Origin of the sequence: Streptomyces sp. CB00316 (assembly GCF_001905595.1) — a bacterium.
In the GTDB taxonomy this organism is placed as follows: Bacteria; Actinomycetota; Actinomycetes; order Streptomycetales; family Streptomycetaceae; genus Streptomyces.
Map to the genome: position 1 here is coordinate 391,327 of NZ_LIXI01000005.1, position 15,423 is coordinate 406,749.

Consider the following 15,423-nt stretch of genomic DNA (forward strand, 5'->3'; position numbering starts at 1 on the left):
CCAGTGGCACAAGCCCAGGGCCCGGCCCCGATCCCCGGCGCCGGGCCCCCTCCTGGGCGTACGCACGCGTACTCGTACACCTACACGTACGGCGTCCTCAGTCGTTCGGGACGGTCTCGTAGCGCGGTGTGCCCTCTTCCATCTGCCGGAGCGCGTCCTTGCGGTCGCGCTTGGAGAGCCGGTCGATGTACAGGTAGCCGTACAGGTGGTCCGTCTCGTGCTGGAGGCAGCGCGCGAAGTAGCCGCTGCCGCGCACCTTGATCGGATTGCCCTGGGCGTCCTGGCCGCGCACCACGGCGTAGTCGGGGCGGGCGAGGGAGGCGTAGGCGGTCGGGACCGAGAGGCACCCCTCGTTGGAGTCGTCCAGCACCCGCGCCTCGGGTGCCAGCTCCTCCAGGACCGGGTTGCAGACCACACCGGTGTGCCGCTTGCCGTCGTCGTCCGGGCAGTCGTAGACGAAGACCTTGAGGTCCACGCCGATCTGGTTGGCCGCCAGGCCCACACCCTCGGCCGTCTTCTGGCTGGCGAACATGTCGTCGATCAGCTGCGCCAGCTCGTCGCCGAACTCGGTGACGTCCTTGCACTCCTTGTGCAGCACCGGGTTGCCCACGACCGTGATCGGACGCGACGTGCCGCGCGCCCGGTACGCGGCCTCGCGCTCCTCGCAGTCCTCGGTGTCGACGATGAACCCCTCGTCGTCCACGCCGATCCGCCCGTCCGTCTCCTGCTGCGACATGTCCGCCGTGCGCCTTCCTGCAAAACCTGAACTCGGTGACCCCGCCGGACCCTGGGGAGACCCGGGAACCACGGGAGGAACAGCACCGCGATCGGTGCGCGTACAGCCTACGGGCAGCGGTCAGCAGACTTCTTCGAGATCCCGCCACTCACGGCTGTCCGGACTGTCGGCGACCCAGCCGTCCAGCAACCCGCGCACCAGCCCGGCCGGGGCCGCGAGACCGCACTCGCGCTCGGGGACCCACAGGTCACCGGCGCCCGCGGTCCGGTGGCCCAGCGGTCCCGGGTGGCCCGGCTCGCTGTGGTCGTGCGGGTCCAGGTGCTCTCCGTCGCCCTCGTCGCTCTCCATCCGGCTCTCCGAGCAGGCCCGGCACAGCAGCCGTACGGAGGAGGACCAGTCCTCGGCGGCGAACCCGGCGTCCGAGGCGAGCTTCTCCAGCGCGTCCCGGTCCTCCTCGGTGGCCGCCTCCAGCAGCACCACCCAGGTCGGCACCGGGGAGGGCGCCCACAGCTCGATCTCGTCGAACACCGGATACGAGGGTCCGGCGGCGGTGACCCGCTCGCCGTTGGGCACCCCGTCGTGCAGCACGACCTCGCCCCAGCGCCGCCCGGAGGACGGCAGCGGGATGGAGAGGACCTCCATCCGGGCCGGGTCGAGCCGGCGCCCCCAGACCACCTCGGCCTCGCCCTCGGGCGAGAGCCGCACCGCGGCGCTGCCCAGCTCCATACCGGTGGGCTCGGTGGTGGCCGCGCTGTTCAGCCCGGAGCCGGGCACTTTGAGGCCGTACGCCTGCCAGGCCCGGCGCGCCAGCGGCCAGTCCTGGAGGGCGGTGGCCGCGATGCCGACGTTCCACCAGTCCGGGGCGCCGGACTCACGGTCCAGCAGCGCGACCGCCCGCAGGCCCGCCGCGCGCGCCTGCTCCCAGTCGTGCCGGAACTTGTGCAGCAGCGCCAGATTGAACCAGGACTCCGAGAGCCAGGGCTCCAGATCCGCCGCACGCGTCAGCAGCGCCCCCGCGTCCTCGTACCGGCCGTCGCCGATCAGCGTGAACGCGCGGTCCGTGGCCTGCCGCCAAGAGGCGGACGGCCGATGCCGTACCTTCCCGAAGATCCTCACGATTCCCGCCTGTCCCGACTGGACACCCTCGTTTTCCGCTCTGCTTCGCATCCAACCATGCCCGGCCGGACGCCCGCTCATTACCCATGGGTTACCCAGCCCCGGCCCGGGTCAGACCGCCCCGGCCGAGGACTCTCGCGAGGATCTCCGCCGGCTGCGGCGGGTGACCGGGGGCGCGGGGAAGGGCGGCGGCACGGAGGGCGGGCGGGGTGCTGCCCTCCGCCCGGTGGCTATTCGCGCGCGGTCGCGGCCTGGTCCGTGCCGCCGACGGTGATGTCCTGCTCGGGCACGGCCTCGCCGGCCCTGATCAGGTCGATCCGGCCCATCACCTTGGAGCGCAGGTCGGTCGGGACCTCGTCCTGACCGCAGCAGCGCTTGACCAGCTTCTTCACGGCCTGCTCCAGGCCGTACTTCTCCAGGCACGGGGAGCACTCCTCGAAGTGCACCTCGAACTTCGTGCAGTCGCCCTCGGGCATCTCCCGGTCGAGGAACTCGTAGAGATGGTCGAGGACCTCCGAGCAGTCCGTCTCGTGCGGCTCTCCGCAGCTCATGAGGTCGAGCCCTTCCGATCGTCCGAGTCACCGGCACCGGCTGCGACGAGCCCGCGCTCACGGGCGTAGTCCTCCAGCATGCCGCGCAGCTGACGGCGGCCGCGGTGCAGCCGGGACATCACCGTACCGATGGGTGTCCCCATGATGTCCGCGATCTCCTTGTAGGCAAAGCCCTCCACATCGGCGAGGTAGACGGCGATGCGGAACTCTTCGGGAATCGCCTGGAGCGCCGACTTCACGTCGGAGTCCGGCAGGTGGTCGAGGGCCTGGGACTCGGCGGAGCGCAGACCGGTCGACATGTGCGACTCGGCGCGCGCCAGCTGCCAGTCCTCGATCTCCTCAGCGGCACTCCGCTGGGGCTCGCGCTGCTTCTTGCGGTACGAGTTGATGAAGGTGTTGGTGAGGATGCGGTACATCCACGCCTTGAGGTTCGTGCCCTCACGGAACTGGTGGAAGGAGCCGTACGCCTTCGCGTAGGTCTCCTGGACCAGGTCCTCGGCATCGGCGGGGTTGCGCGTCATGCGCAGCGCGGCCGAGTACATCTGGTCGAGAAAGCCGAGGGCGTCCCGCTCGAAGCGCGCGTTGCGCTCGGCGGTCGTCTCCGGTGCACGGCCGTCGTCGGTCCCTGTGTCGGTCCCAGTGACCGGACCCACCTCCTCCAACGATGTGGCGGAGCCGAAACCGGACCCGCTCGCCTCGGAGAATAGTCGACCTTGCCTGGAGACGGGCTGCCGATCAGCGCCGCCCGTCGGCCGCTCACGAGTGGTCTTCGCCGCAGGGAGCACGGTCCACTCCAGGTCAGCGGCGTTCGAGCGGCTGGGGCAGATGGTCGAACCCATGCGACGGACTCCCTCTCCACGTACGACGTTGTTGTACCGACGTCCCGAACAACAGCGTCCCCGTACGCCGCATTCCCGTGGTCCGTGTCACCCGAGGGACGTGAGCCATCCGGTGACCGCTCCGGTGAGGAGGTCCATCGCCTGGGCCTCACTCAGCCCGGACTTCTTCGGTACGGCGAAGCCGTGGTCGCCGTACGGCACCTCCGCCAGCTCGTACGCGCCGGGCGGGAACTCCTCCGGTCGCCCGAACGGGTCGTTGCCGCCCTGGACCACCAGGGTGGGCACACCCGTGCCCAGCAGCTCCTCGGCCCGGGACTTCTCCGGCCTGCCCGGCGGGTGGAGCGGGAAGCTGAGGGCGAGGACGGCCGCCGCGCCCAGCTCGGTGGCGGTCCGGCAGGCGACCCGGGCCCCGGCGCTGCGGCCTCCGGCGACGACGGGCAACCCGGGTGCGGCCAGGGCGGGCCACAGCCCGCGCCACCCGGTGTCCAGGGTCTTCGGGGCGGGGGCCAGCTTCTTGCCGGCCACCCGCCAGGGCTGCTCCACCAGGGCGACGGTGACCCCGTGGGCGGGCAGGAAGGCGGCGAGGGCCTTCAGGTCCCGGGCCTCGATGCCGCCGCCGGCCCCGTGGCCCACGGCGAGCACGAGGCGGGGCGCGGACGCGCGGACCCAGGTGATCCGGGCGTCACCGGCGTCGGTGGTGACGTTCTGCGTACGTGGTTGACGGCTCACCGCGCCATCCTCCCCCGCCCGCCGCTCAGAACAGCGTGGACTCCTCCGGCGCGGCCAGTTCCTCCAGCAGTTCCGGCCCGTTGTTGCGGACGTTGCTGACGGCGGTGGCGACCGGGTAGGCGCGCATCAGCCCGCCGGGCGGCGGCTCCAGCAGCGCGCGCAGCTCGTCCACGCCGGTGTGCGAGGGGTCAAGCCAGGTGTCCCAGCGGTCCGCGGTGAGCATCAGCGGCATCCTGGGGTGGATGTCGGCGAGCGCGCCGGGGCCTTCGGCGGGGGCGACGGCCAAGGGGGTGGTCTCGGCCTCGGTGGTGATCACCGAGCACGTCACCCACCAGGCGTTCTCATGGTCGCCGGGGAGGGTCGGATCGCGCCAGAACTCGTACAGTCCGGCCATCGCGAAGACCGAGCCGTCGGCGGGGGTCACGAAGTAGGGCTGCTTGCGCGCCCGCTTCCTGCCCTTCTCCTCCTCCAGCTGCCGCTCCTGCGCACCGGTGACCCACTCGTAGTAGCCGTCGGCGGGCAGGATGCAGCGGCGCTGGGCGAAGGCACGGCGGAAGGACGGCTTCTCGTGCACGGTCTCGGCGCGGGCGTTGATCATCCGGGCCGCGCCCTCGGGGGTCTTGGACCAGGAGGGCACGAGCCCCCACTTCAGGGCCCGCAACTGGCGAACCGGACGCTGGTCGTCCGCGTCCTTAACAGGACGCTCCAGTACCGCGTAGACCTCTTTGGTCGGCGCCACGTTCCAGTCCGGCTCCAGGGTTTCGGTGGGTTCCCACTTCTCGACCCCGAAAAGTCCGGTCAGGTCCTCGGGCCGCCGACTCGCCGCATACCGTCCGCACATAAGTGCCAGACTGCCACGACCGCCCGCCCCTGCCGCAAGGAGTCGCCCGGCCGATGAACAGCACCGAACTGGGCGATCTGTGGGATCGCCTCACCGGCACCCAGCCCGCACCCGAGCAGTGGCTGGTGGTGATGACGGCCGCCCTGGCGCTCATCGCCGTCGCGCCGAATCCGATATGGCGCCTCGCGCGCAACACCATCACCATCGCGCACGAGGGCGGCCACGGCCTGGTGGCCCTGCTCACCGGGCGCCAGCTGTCGGGCATCCGGCTGCACTCGGACACCAGCGGCCTCACGGTGAGCCGCGGCAAGCCGACGGGGATCGGCATGATCCTCACCGCCGCGGCCGGCTACACGGCCCCCTCGCTGCTGGGTCTGGGCGGCGCCTGGCTGCTGACCAACGGCCGGATCACGCTGCTCCTGTGGATCGCCACGGCGCTGCTCGCCGCGATGCTGGTGATGATCCGCAATGTGTACGGGGCGCTCACCGTCATCCTGACCGGCACGGCGTTCCTGTTGGTGTCCTGGCTGACCTCGTCGGACGTGCAGTCGGCGTTCGCGTACGCGGTGGTCTGGTTCCTGCTGCTGGGCGGGGTGCGGCCGCCCTTCGAGCTCCAGTCGAAGCGGCGCTTCGGGGGCGCCCCGGACTCCGACGCGGACCAGCTGGCCCGGCTGACGCACGCCCCCGCTGTGCTGTGGCTCTTCCTCTTCCACGCGGTGTCGCTGTGCTCGCTGATCGGCGGCGGGCGCTGGCTGCTGGGCTGGTGAGATCCGGAGGCGCCCGGGGATCGGGGAGGCGTGCCTCCGGTCCGTACCATTGTTTCGTTACGGGACGGTTTTCGACCTTTTGTTGACGAACCGGGCCGGGCAGGGAGCCACTAAAGTAAGGACCATGACCGAGAGTTCCGTGCACCCCGCCCTCTGGCCCGCACCTCACGCGAGTGGAGCCGTCGACGCGACCGTCACCGTGCCCGGCTCCAAATCGGTCACCAACCGGGCGCTCGTACTGGCGTCGCTGGCCTCCGAGCCGGGCTGGCTCCGCCGCCCGCTGCGCTCCCGCGACACCCTCCTGATGGCCCAGGCGCTGCGCGCGATGGGCGTCGGCATCGAGGAGACCATCTCCTCCAGCTCCACCGTGGCGGGCGAGCCCGACGGCTCCGGCGAGGCCTGGCGGGTCATCCCGGCGGGGCTGCACGGCCCGGTCACCGTCGATGTCGGCAACGCCGGCACCGTCATGCGCTTCCTGCCGCCCGTCGCCACGCTGGCCGACGGGCCGGTCCACTTCGACGGCGACCCCCGTTCCTACGAGCGGCCGCTGACCGGCGTGATCGAGGGGCTGCGGGCGCTGGGCGCGCGGATCGAGGACGACGGGCGCGGCGCGCTGCCGCTGACCGTGCACGGCGGCGGGGCGCTGGACGGCGGCCCGGTGGCGATCGACGCGTCGTCGTCCTCGCAGTTCGTCTCGGCGCTGCTGCTGTCGGGGCCGCGCTTCAACCAGGGCGTGGAGGTCCGGCACACCGGCTCCGTCCTCCCCTCGATGCCGCACATCCGGATGACCGTGGACATGCTGCGGGCCGTCGGCGCGCAGGTGGACGAGCCGGAGACGGGCGGCGAGCCGAACGTGTGGCGGGTCTCCCCCTCCGCGCTGCTCGGCCGGGACCTGACGATCGAGCCGGACCTCTCCAACGCCCAGCCGTTCCTGGCCGCCGCGCTGGTGACCGGGGGCAAGGTCACCATCCCCGACTGGCCCGAGCGGACCACCCAGCCGGGTGACGCGCTGCGGGAGATCTTCACCGCGATGGGTGGCAGCTGCGAGCTGACCGAGCGCGGTCTGACCTTCACCGGTACGGGCCGGATCCACGGCATCGACGTGGACCTCGGCGAGGTCGGCGAGCTGACCCCGGGCATCGCGGCGGTCGCGGCGCTGGCCGACTCCCCCTCCACGCTGAGCGGCGTCGCCCACCTGCGGCTCCACGAGACGGACCGGCTGGCCGCGCTCACCAAGGAGATCAACGAGTTGGGCGGCGACGTCACCGAGACGGCCGACGGGCTGCGCATCCGCCCGCGCCCGCTGCACGGCGGTGTCTTCCACACGTACGACGACCACCGCATGGCCACCGCCGGGGCGATCATCGGCCTCGCGGTGAAGGGCGTGGAGATCGAGAACGTGGGCACGACCGCCAAGACCCTGCCGGACTTCCCGGACATGTGGACCGGAATGCTCGGGGTCTAGGACATGCGCCGCTACGGGAAGAACCCCGACGAGGACGACATCCGCGTCCGCCCCAACCGCAAGGGCAACCGGCCGCGTACACACATCCGGCCCAAGCACGAGGACGCCGAGGACGGCATGGTCCTCACCGTCGACCGGGGCCGGCTCACCTGCCTCGTCGACGGCCGGACCGTGGTGGCGATGAAGGCCCGCGAACTGGGGCGCAAGGCCGCCGTGGTGGGCGACACCGTCTCCATCGTCGGGGATCTGTCCGGCGAGAAGGACACCCTCGCCCGGATCGTGCGCATCGCCTCGCGCCGTACGGTGCTGCGCCGCACGGCCGACGACGACGATCCCTACGAGCGCGTGGTCGTCGCCAACGCCGACCAGCTCGCGATCGTCACCGCGCTGGCCGACCCGGAGCCGCGCCCGCGCATGATCGACCGCTGTCTGGTGGCGGCGTACGACGGCGGCCTCACCCCGCTGCTGGTACTGACCAAGTCCGACCTGGCCTCGCCGGACAAGCTGCTGGAGGCGTACACCCCGCTCGGCGTCCCGTACATCGTGACCAACCGCGAGGAGCTGGAGAGCGGCGGCGCGGCGGACCGGGTGCGCGAGCAGCTGGAGGGCAAGATCACCGCCTTCGTCGGGCACTCCGGGGTCGGCAAGACGACCCTGGTCAACGCACTGGTGCCGAAGGACCGGCGGCGGACCACCGGCATCGTCAACGCGGTCACCGGCCGCGGCCGGCACACCACCACGTCCGCGCTCGCCCTGCCGCTGCCCGACGGCCGCGGCTGGGTCGTCGACACCCCCGGCGTACGGTCGTTCGGGCTGCACCACGTCGACCCGTCGCGCGTCATCAACGCCTTCCCCGACCTCCAGCCGGGCACCGAGAACTGCCCGCGCGGCTGCACCCACGACGAGGACCAGCCGGAGTGCGCGCTGGACGCCTGGGTGGCCGAGGGGCACGCGGACCCGGCGCGGCTCGACTCCCTGCGCCGGCTGCTCTCGACCCGCGAACGGCGCGAGGGCGACTGAGACGGCGGCGGGGGCGGTCGGCTTCGGCCGGCTGCGGACTGGCGGTATTCGGCCGGTGCGCCCCGGGCATGTTTGCCAGTTTCAACGATTGGTAAAGGCATAATCGCACCGTGCGGGACCGATCGGTGCGACCAGTCACCTACGCAGGAGGCAACGGACGATGGCATGGCTGCTGGTCGTGGTCGCCGGGCTGCTGGAGACCGGTTTCGCCGTCTGCCTGAAGCTCTCGCACGGCTTCACCCGGCTCTGGCCGACCATCGCGTTCGCCGCTTTCGCCCTGGGCAGTTTCGGCCTTCTGACGATGGCCCTGAAGAAGCTGGACGTCGGACCGGCGTACGCGGTCTGGACCGGCATCGGCGCCGCGGGGACGGCGATCTACGGCATGGTCTTCCTCGGTGACCTGGTCTCGACGCTGAAGCTGGTGTCGATCTCGCTGGTGATCATCGGAGTGATCGGACTCCAGCTGTCCGGCTCCACCCACTGACTCCCGGCGCCGCCCGCCCGCCGGGCGGGCACGGCACGATCACGTAGGAGAGTGCGAGCCGCAGGGCCCTCTCGCAGTCCGCCGGCGACCTCGGATGCGACGCGGCCGCCATGCGGTTCCTGGCCAGCCCGAGCAGTTCCCCCGGACCCGGGACATCGCGGCCCGGGCGGGGCAGCCCCTCGTCCCAGAGCCCGGTGAGCAGTCCCTTGACCAGCGGATCCGTACCGGCGGCCCGTACGGTCCAGTGCGCCACGGCGGCCGGATGATCCGGCGCGGGAGCCGTCAGTGCGCGGTCCACGCCGGTCAGATAGCCGTCGGCGGCCTGGCGTAACAGGGCGGTGGCCAGGCCGCCCTTGGTGCCGAACTCGTTGTAGAGGGTCTGCCGCGAGACACCGGCCAGCGCGGCGACGTCGACCATCCGCACCGTGCGCCAGGGCCGGTCGGCGAGCGCCCTGAGGGCGGCGTCCAGCAGGGCTTCTCGCGCTGTCGGCATCGCCGCCTCCCACGCCCGGGGCCGTGCCAGGGGCCTGCGGTTCAGAGTTGAGGCGCTCATGCCGACTGTCAAGGGGCCGCGTACGGTCCGTGGCTTCGGGCCGAGGCCCGGGGGCCGGTGGCTCCTCCCCCGTACCGCTGGATACTGTGACGGCATGCCCGATTACCACGATGATCTGCGCCTCGCCCATGTACTGGCGGACGCCGCCGACGCGGCGACCATGGACCGGTTCAAGGCTCTCGACCTGAAGGTGGAGACCAAGCCGGACATGACGCCGGTGAGCGAGGCCGACAAGGCCGCCGAGGAGCTGATCCGCGGCCATCTGCATCGGGCCCGCCCGCGTGACGCGATTCTGGGCGAGGAGTACGGGGTCGAGGGCACCGGGCCGCGGCGCTGGGTGATCGACCCGATCGACGGCACCAAGAACTACGTCCGCGGCGTGCCGGTGTGGGCGACGCTGATCTCGCTGATGGAGGCCGGGGAGAACGGCTTCCAGCCGGTGGTCGGGGTCGTCTCCGCGCCGGCGCTGAACCGGCGCTGGTGGGCGGCGAAGGGCGCCGGGGCGTACTCCGGGCGCAGTCTCACCTCCGCGACCCGGCTGCAGGTGTCCAAGGTGGAGACGATCGCGGACTCCTCGTTCGCGTTCTCCTCGCTGAGCGGCTGGGAGGAGCAGGGCCGCCTGGACGGCTTCCTCGACCTGACGCGGGCCTGCTGGCGGACTCGGGGGTACGGGGACTTCTGGCCGTACATGATGGTCGCCGAGGGTTCCGTGGACATCTGCGCGGAGCCGGAGCTCTCGCTCTGGGACATGGCGGCGAACGCGATCATCGTCCAGGAGGCGGGCGGCCGGTTCACCGACCTGGACGGGACCGACGGGCCCGGCGGCGCCAACGGGGCCGCGTCGAACGGCCTGCTCCACGACGAACTGCTGGGCTACCTCAACCAGCGCTACTGAGCCCCCCTGCTGCTCACCGGGCGCCCGGGGAGGGTGCACGCGCTCACGCACTCCCCCGGTGCGCGCCCGGTCCACCCCTTGTCGGCCCGCCCCAGGGGTGCAACTCTGAGAGTCCCCCCACTTGTGAACTTGTGAATCGACTCACAGAGTCGGCACACCGAGGAGGTGGCTCGTTTCATGCTCGTACGTGACGCCATGAGCACGGTGGTCCTCACCATCGGCCCCACCCATACGCTCCGCCAGGCCGCCCGGCTGATGTCGGCCCGCCGTATCGGGGCGGCCGTCGTCCACGACCCGGACACCTGCGGGCTCGGGATCATCACCGAGCGCGACATCCTCAACGCGATCGGGTCGGGCCAGAACCCCGACCTGGAGACCGCGTCCGCCCACACCACGACCGACGTGGTGTTCGCCGCCCCGGCCTGGACCCTGGAGGAGGCCGCGGAAGCCATGACGCACGGCGGGTTCCGGCACCTGATCGTGCTGGACGACCACGGGCCGGTGGGCATCGTGTCGGTGCGCGACATCATCCGCTGCTGGGCGCCGACCCACCGTCGTGCGGTGGCGGCCGCCGGGTCGGCGTAGGGGCGTCCCGCATCGGCGTGGAGGCGCCCTGCCGGTAGGCGGGACATCCCCGCGAACGCCCGGTGGGCCGGATCCCCGCGAGGGGAGCCGGCCCACCGTCGACGGCGAGCGACCGGTCAGCCGCGAAGGGCCTGGACCGCGGCCTCGAGCCGCTTGCCGAAGTCACCGTCCGCCTGGCGGAAGTTGTCGATCGCGCGCTCGGCGATGTCGTCGCGCGAGACCTGGGAGATGAACCCGGCGAGGTTGTCGATCAGCCGGGCTTTCTCGTCCTCGGAGAAGAGCCGGTAGAGGTTGCCGGCCTGCACGAAGTCGTCATCCTCGGCGTGGCCGGGGGCCTCGGTGTTGCCGGTGGTGCCGCTGACCGGCACGGGCTGCCAGAGCGGGCGGTCCGTCTGGACGGGACCGCCGAAGCTGTTCGGCTCGTAGTTCTTCGCGCCCTGGTGGCGGCCGTCGTAGAGGTGGCCGTCCCGGCTGTTGGTACGCGCCTCGGTGGCGTGCGGGCGGTTCACCGGCAGGTGGTCGGCGTTGATGCCGACGCGGTAGCGGTGGGCGTCGCCGTACGCGAAGAGACGGCCCTGGAGCATCTTGTCCGGGGACGGGCCGATGCCCGGCACGAAGTGCGCGGGGCTGAAGATCGACTGCTCGACCTCGGCGAAGATGTTCTCCGGGTTGCGGTTGAGCTCCAGCTTGCCGATCTCGATCGGCGGGTAGTCCGCGTGCGGCCACACCTTGGTGAGGTCGAACGGGTTGAAGCGGTACGTCGCCGCGTCCGCCGCCGGCATGATCTGGACCTGCACCGTCCAGGACGGGAAGTCGCCGCGCTCGATCGCCTCACGCAGGTCGCGCTGGTGGCTGTCGGGGTCGACGCCGGAGAGCCGGACGGCCTCCTCGGTGGTGAGGTTCTTGATCCCCTGGTCGGTCTTGAAGTGGTACTTGACCCAGAAGACCTCGCCAGCCTCGTTGTTCCACTGGAAGGTGTGCGAGCCGTACCCGTTCATGTGGCGCAGCGTGGCCGGGATGCCGCGGTCACCGAAGAGCCAGGTCACCTGATGCGTCGACTCGGGCGAAAGGCCCCAGAAGTCCCAGACGTTGTCCGCCTCCTGCGAGCCGGTGTACGGGTCGCGCTTCTGGGTGTGGATGAAGTCGGGGAACTTGATGGCGTCCTTGATGAAGAACACCGGGGTGTTGTTACCGACGAGGTCGTAGTTGCCCTCCTCGGTGTAGAACTTCAGCGCGAAACCGCGCGGGTCGCGCACGGCGTCGGCGGAGCCGAGGTTGCCGGCGACGGTGGAGAAGCGCAGGAACGTCTCGGTCTGCTTGCCGACCTCGGAGAGGAACTTCGCCCGGGTCCACTGCGACACATCGCGGGTCAGGGTGAAGGTGCCGTACGCGCCGGCGCCGCGGGCGTGCACGACGCGCTCCGGGATGCGCTCCCGGTTGAAGTGGGCGAGCTTCTCCAGCAGCGCCTGGTCCTGGACGAGAACGGGACCGCCGACGCCCGCGGTCTCGCTGTTCTGGTTGTCCGCGACCGGAGCCCCGGCCTCCGTGGTGAGCGGTCCCTGCGTCACGTGCGCCTCCTGCGTCATGTCCTGCACAGCCTTCTGTTGCCTGTACAGCCCTGTCCCTTGGCTAATGCCGTTTCCGATCCTACAATAGACAATGTCTAAGTCAAGTGAACATCCAAAGTCACACCCGATCGGGACTCGCTCCCTCCACTGTTAGGCTGGGCTCCATGAGCGACCTGCTGGAACGACTCCGTGGACGCGGCTGGCGCATGACGGCACAGCGGCGTGTCGTGGCCGAGGTCCTCGACGGGGACCACGTGCACCTGACGGCCGACGAGGTCCACGCGAGGGCCGTCGACAAGCTGCCCGAGATCTCGCGCGCCACCGTCTACAACACCCTCGGCGAGATGGTGTCCCTCGGTGAGGTGCTGGAGGTCTCCACCGACCGCCGGGCGAAGCGGTACGACCCGAACGCGCACCGCCCGCACCACCACCTGATCTGCGGCCGGTGCGGCGCCATCCGGGACGTGCACCCGGCGGGCAACCCGCTGGCGGACCTGCCGGCGGAGGAGCGCTACGGCTTCACGGTCTCCGGCGTCGAGGTGACGTACCGGGGGCTCTGTCCTGGCTGCGCCGTTGCCGCGTGAGCCGGTGCCGGGCCCGCCCCCTTGAGGCGGGCCCGGGTCTTTGATCCTCCCCGGCCCGTTCCCGGACATGACGAAGGCCCGGATCTCCTGTCGAGATCCGGGCCTTCGCTCTGCAGTAGCGGGGACAGGATTTGAACCTGCGACCTCTGGGTTATGAGCCCAGCGAGCTACCGAGCTGCTCCACCCCGCGTCGGTGAATGCAACATTACGTCAGCAGGTCGAACGGCGCAAATTCCTTCACACCGGCCTCCGAGAGACCGGTCCGCCCCCGGTGTTACGTGGTGAGCTGCTGCATGACGCGGTGCGTTCCGGCGTTACGCGGTCAGCTCCTGGTGGAGAGCGTCGCGCAGCCGGGCCGCCCGCTCGGCCACCTCGGCCGGTCCCAGCTCCACGGCCCGCGCGCACCAGCGCTGGCCCTCGGTGAGCTCGCCCCGGCGCGCGGCCAGCAGCGCCAGCCGCAGCGCGGCCCGCCCGTGACCGGCGTTGGCGGCGCGGCTCCACCACAGGGCGGCCTCACGCTCGCTGCCCTCACGGGCCAGGAGCAGCCCCAGGTTGAAGGCGCCGTTGCGGCTGCCGGCCTCGGCTGCCTCCCGGTACCAGTGGGCGGCGCTCTCCACGTCCCCGCGCGCGGCGGCGAGCATGCCGACCCGGACCTGGGCGCGGCGATGGCCCTGCTGGGCGGCCCGCTCGTACCACTCCTCGCACTCGGTCTTCTCCGGCACCGGCTCGCCCAGCGCGGGCGGGCCCGGCGGCGGCTGGCGGGCGTCGAGCACCCCGGCCAGCCGGAACGCCGCCTCGGCGCTGCCGCCGCCCGCGGCGCAGCGCAGGTGGCGCTCGGCCTCCCGGTCCTCGCCGTCGCGCAGCAGGGCCATGGCGACCTGGAGCGCGGCGTCGGTGTGCCCGGCCGCCGCGGCCCGCTGGTACCAGCCCAGCGCCGTACGGTCCTCGTCGCGCCCGGCGTGCAGGATGCCGAGGTTGAAGGCGGCGTCCACGCTGCCCGCCTCGGCCGCCTTGGAGAACCAGGGCTCGGCGCCGGTGTGGTCACCGGCCTGGAGGAGCAGCACGGCGAGCGCGTTGGCGGCCTCCCGGTGCCCGGCGTAGGCGGCGCGGCGGTACCACTGCTCGGCCTGCGGTGTACGGTCCTGGGCGGCGCAGAGCAGGCCGAGGTTGTACGCGCCGTTGACGTCACCGGCGTCCATGGCGGCCCGGTACCAGCGCTCGGCGGTCTGCTGCTCGCCGCGCGCCGCGTGCAGGGCGCCCAGCGCGTTGGCCGCGTTGCCGTCACCGTCCTGGGCAGCGCGCAGCCACCACACGGCGGCGCTCTCCTCGTCGCCCGCGTCGCGCAGCAGGAAGCCCAGCGCGCAGGCGGCGCGGGCCTCTCCGTCCTTGGCGGCGGTGAGGTACCAGCGGCCCGCCTCCTTGAGCTCGCCGCGCTGTTCCAGGATCGCGCCGAGGTGCAGGGCGGCACGGCGGTGCCCCCGGGCGGCGGCACGGCGATACCACTGCTCGGCCTCACCGACCCGGCCCGCGGCGGGGCCGGCCACGGGGCTGTCGCCGCCGGCTCCGCCCTTCTCCCCCTTCGCGCCCGTCGTCAGGGCGTCGGGGACGGCCGGGTCGGCAGAGAGGCCGAGGCCCGTTCGCCCCGCGCCCCGGCCCAGGCCGAAGGCGTCGTGCGGGTCCTCGACCGCGTTCCGCTCCAGAGTGCGGGCCAGCCGGTAGGCGGCCTCCCGGTGGCCCTGCTCGGCGGCGGCGCGCAGCCAGCGCTCGGCGCCGATGTCGCCGCGGTGCTCCAGGAGGTCGGCCAGCGCGTAGGCGCCCAGCGCGTGGCCCTGCTCGGCGGACTGGCGCAGCCAGTACTCCGCGCCCGGCTCGTCCCCGCGCTCGCGGAAGTGGCGGCCCAGCGCGTGCGCGGCGGCGGCGGATCCGGCCACCGCCGCGATGCGCCACCAGCCGGCGGCCTCGTCCGGGTAGCCCCGCTGGTGCAGCAGGACGCCCAGGTTGTTGGCGGCGGCCCGGTCGCCGTCGGCGGTGGCGGCGCGGAGGTAGGTCTCGGCGCCGTCCAGCTCGCCCCGGCGCAGCAGCAGCGCGCCCAGCACGCTCATGGACGCGGTGTCCCCGGCTTCGGCGGCCCGGCGGTGGCGCGCCTCGGTCTCGGCGCTGTCCGCCGCGTCGACGGCGTCCGTGGTGCCCGCGTCGACATCCGTGGTGCCCGCGTCCGGCGTGGTCACGCCCGTGGCGCCGGTGGCGTACGCGGCGTCCGCGCGCACGTGTCCCACCGTCGCGGTGGTCTCGCTCGTGGTACGCCCCCTGCCCCTGGTCGGCGCCTCGACGGCGGGCCCTGCCTCACCAGCGGTGGTGGCGTCCCGTGGTCCGGGTGTGCTCGCGCTCGCTCCGGCCGCCCCGGCGATGACGGCGGCGAAGGCCGCATCTGCCACCTTGTCCGCCTTCTGGCCGCGCCGCTGCACAAACCGCCCTGTCTCCAACAGAGTTGCCCTGTCCCCCATAAATACCATCGTCGCACCACCTGTAACCCGCGTACACCTGGTATATCGCGGTCAGTGAGGTCACTTCAGCGTTTTGTCGACATGCCCACAGAGAGACAAGTCAAACACGTCGGAACCCAACTGGTGCCCAGCGAACCGCACTTCACGCCCACGGAACAAGAAAGACACGACGACACGGCGAAGGCC

At 72.0% G+C, this 15,423-nt stretch carries 16 protein-coding genes and 1 tRNA gene; 7 read left to right on the forward strand and 10 right to left on the reverse strand.

Going from position 1 to position 15,423, the window contains the following annotated elements; translation table 11 throughout:
- Window positions 1-97: 97 nt before the first annotated feature.
- The 6 genes from def to AMK21_RS16370 all read right to left on the reverse strand — a co-directional run bounded on the left by def (window position 98) and on the right by AMK21_RS16370 (window position 4,812).
- Complete coding sequence (def, locus tag AMK21_RS16345) at window positions 98-736, reverse strand: peptide deformylase (protein WP_073878519.1); 639 nt, start codon at window positions 734-736, stop codon at window positions 98-100.
- Between the two features lie 120 nt (window positions 737-856).
- Entirely contained in the window at window positions 857-1,852 is a 996-nt protein-coding gene (locus tag AMK21_RS16350) for a tetratricopeptide repeat protein (RefSeq protein WP_030561019.1), read from the reverse strand.
- Window positions 1,853-2,082: 230 nt separating this feature from the next.
- Entirely contained in the window at window positions 2,083-2,403 is a 321-nt protein-coding gene (rsrA, locus tag AMK21_RS16355) for a mycothiol system anti-sigma-R factor (protein WP_018510074.1), read from the reverse strand.
- Window positions 2,400-3,056, reverse strand: a complete 657-nt coding sequence (locus AMK21_RS16360) for a sigma-70 family RNA polymerase sigma factor (RefSeq protein WP_018510075.1) — start codon at window positions 3,054-3,056, stop codon at window positions 2,400-2,402. The genes rsrA and AMK21_RS16360 overlap by 4 nt, the downstream gene beginning before the upstream one ends.
- A 273-nt stretch (window positions 3,057-3,329) precedes the next feature.
- Complete coding sequence (locus AMK21_RS16365) at window positions 3,330-3,971, reverse strand: alpha/beta family hydrolase (RefSeq protein WP_073878522.1); 642 nt, start codon at window positions 3,969-3,971, stop codon at window positions 3,330-3,332.
- A gap of 25 nt (window positions 3,972-3,996) precedes the next feature.
- On the reverse strand, window positions 3,997-4,812 hold the full coding sequence (locus AMK21_RS16370) for an SOS response-associated peptidase (protein ID WP_073878523.1): 816 nt from the start codon (window positions 4,810-4,812) through the stop codon (window positions 3,997-3,999).
- Window positions 4,813-4,865: 53 nt separating this feature from the next.
- Here AMK21_RS16370 and AMK21_RS16375 point away from each other — a divergent pair, with 53 nt between their 5' ends.
- From AMK21_RS16375 to AMK21_RS16390, 4 genes are all read left to right on the forward strand, one after another.
- The gene (locus tag AMK21_RS16375) at window positions 4,866-5,579 is read left to right on the forward strand and encodes a M50 family metallopeptidase (protein WP_073878525.1); all 714 of its coding nucleotides are present in this window, start codon (window positions 4,866-4,868) and stop codon (window positions 5,577-5,579) included.
- A 124-nt stretch (window positions 5,580-5,703) separates the two neighbouring features.
- Complete coding sequence (aroA, locus tag AMK21_RS16380; RefSeq protein ID WP_073878526.1) at window positions 5,704-7,044, forward strand: 3-phosphoshikimate 1-carboxyvinyltransferase; 1,341 nt, start codon at window positions 5,704-5,706, stop codon at window positions 7,042-7,044.
- A 3-nt stretch (window positions 7,045-7,047) separates the two neighbouring features.
- Window positions 7,048-8,064, forward strand: a complete 1,017-nt coding sequence (gene rsgA / locus AMK21_RS16385) for a ribosome small subunit-dependent GTPase A (RefSeq protein WP_073878527.1) — start codon at window positions 7,048-7,050, stop codon at window positions 8,062-8,064.
- Between the two features lie 160 nt (window positions 8,065-8,224).
- Entirely contained in the window at window positions 8,225-8,548 is a 324-nt protein-coding gene (locus AMK21_RS16390; protein WP_073878529.1) for a DMT family transporter, read from the forward strand.
- Here the strand turns inward: AMK21_RS16390 and AMK21_RS16395 are convergent.
- Window positions 8,505-9,041: a TetR/AcrR family transcriptional regulator gene (locus AMK21_RS16395; RefSeq protein WP_073878530.1), complete on the reverse strand. Its 537-nt coding sequence runs from the start codon at window positions 9,039-9,041 to the stop codon at window positions 8,505-8,507. The genes AMK21_RS16390 and AMK21_RS16395 overlap by 44 nt on opposite strands.
- A gap of 154 nt (window positions 9,042-9,195) precedes the next feature.
- On the opposite strand from AMK21_RS16395, the gene hisN reads away from it, so the two are divergent.
- Complete coding sequence (gene hisN, locus AMK21_RS16400; protein WP_073878532.1) at window positions 9,196-9,996, forward strand: histidinol-phosphatase; 801 nt, start codon at window positions 9,196-9,198, stop codon at window positions 9,994-9,996.
- Window positions 9,997-10,173: 177 nt separating this feature from the next.
- Entirely contained in the window at window positions 10,174-10,581 is a 408-nt protein-coding gene (locus tag AMK21_RS16405; protein WP_073878534.1) for a cyclic nucleotide-binding/CBS domain-containing protein, read from the forward strand.
- Between the two features lie 116 nt (window positions 10,582-10,697).
- On the opposite strand, the gene AMK21_RS16410 is transcribed toward AMK21_RS16405, so the two are convergent.
- Entirely contained in the window at window positions 10,698-12,167 is a 1,470-nt protein-coding gene (locus AMK21_RS16410; RefSeq protein WP_073879176.1) for a catalase, read from the reverse strand.
- A 146-nt stretch (window positions 12,168-12,313) separates the two neighbouring features.
- Here AMK21_RS16410 and AMK21_RS16415 point away from each other — a divergent pair, with 146 nt between their 5' ends.
- Window positions 12,314-12,733 (forward strand): Fur family transcriptional regulator, encoded by a 420-nt coding sequence (locus tag AMK21_RS16415; protein ID WP_073878536.1) that lies wholly within the window; start codon window positions 12,314-12,316, stop codon window positions 12,731-12,733.
- Between the two features lie 116 nt (window positions 12,734-12,849).
- On the opposite strand, the gene AMK21_RS16420 is transcribed toward AMK21_RS16415, so the two are convergent.
- Window positions 12,850-12,923, reverse strand: a tRNA-Met gene (locus AMK21_RS16420).
- Between the two features lie 124 nt (window positions 12,924-13,047).
- Window positions 13,048-15,246, reverse strand: a complete 2,199-nt coding sequence (locus AMK21_RS16425) for a tetratricopeptide repeat protein (protein ID WP_073878538.1) — start codon at window positions 15,244-15,246, stop codon at window positions 13,048-13,050.
- Between the last annotated feature and the right edge of the window lie 177 nt (window positions 15,247-15,423).

Coding starts and splice junctions, on each gene's coding strand:
- def (WP_073878519.1), bottom strand. CDS start 736: ATGTCGCAGCAGGAGACGGACGGGCGGATCGGCGTGGACGACGAGGGG.
- rsrA (WP_018510074.1), bottom strand. CDS start 2,403: ATGAGCTGCGGAGAGCCGCACGAGACGGACTGCTCGGAGGTCCTCGAC.
- AMK21_RS16370 (WP_073878523.1), bottom strand. CDS start 4,812: ATGTGCGGACGGTATGCGGCGAGTCGGCGGCCCGAGGACCTGACCGGA.
- AMK21_RS16375 (WP_073878525.1), top strand. CDS start 4,866: ATGAACAGCACCGAACTGGGCGATCTGTGGGATCGCCTCACCGGCACC.
- aroA (WP_073878526.1), top strand. CDS start 5,704: ATGACCGAGAGTTCCGTGCACCCCGCCCTCTGGCCCGCACCTCACGCG.
- rsgA (WP_073878527.1), top strand. CDS start 7,048: ATGCGCCGCTACGGGAAGAACCCCGACGAGGACGACATCCGCGTCCGC.
- AMK21_RS16390 (WP_073878529.1), top strand. CDS start 8,225: ATGGCATGGCTGCTGGTCGTGGTCGCCGGGCTGCTGGAGACCGGTTTC.
- AMK21_RS16395 (WP_073878530.1), bottom strand. CDS start 9,041: ATGCCGACAGCGCGAGAAGCCCTGCTGGACGCCGCCCTCAGGGCGCTC.
- hisN (WP_073878532.1), top strand. CDS start 9,196: ATGCCCGATTACCACGATGATCTGCGCCTCGCCCATGTACTGGCGGAC.
- AMK21_RS16405 (WP_073878534.1), top strand. CDS start 10,174: ATGCTCGTACGTGACGCCATGAGCACGGTGGTCCTCACCATCGGCCCC.
- AMK21_RS16410 (WP_073879176.1), bottom strand. CDS start 12,167: ATGACGCAGGAGGCGCACGTGACGCAGGGACCGCTCACCACGGAGGCC.
- AMK21_RS16415 (WP_073878536.1), top strand. CDS start 12,314: ATGAGCGACCTGCTGGAACGACTCCGTGGACGCGGCTGGCGCATGACG.
- AMK21_RS16425 (WP_073878538.1), bottom strand. CDS start 15,246: ATGGTATTTATGGGGGACAGGGCAACTCTGTTGGAGACAGGGCGGTTT.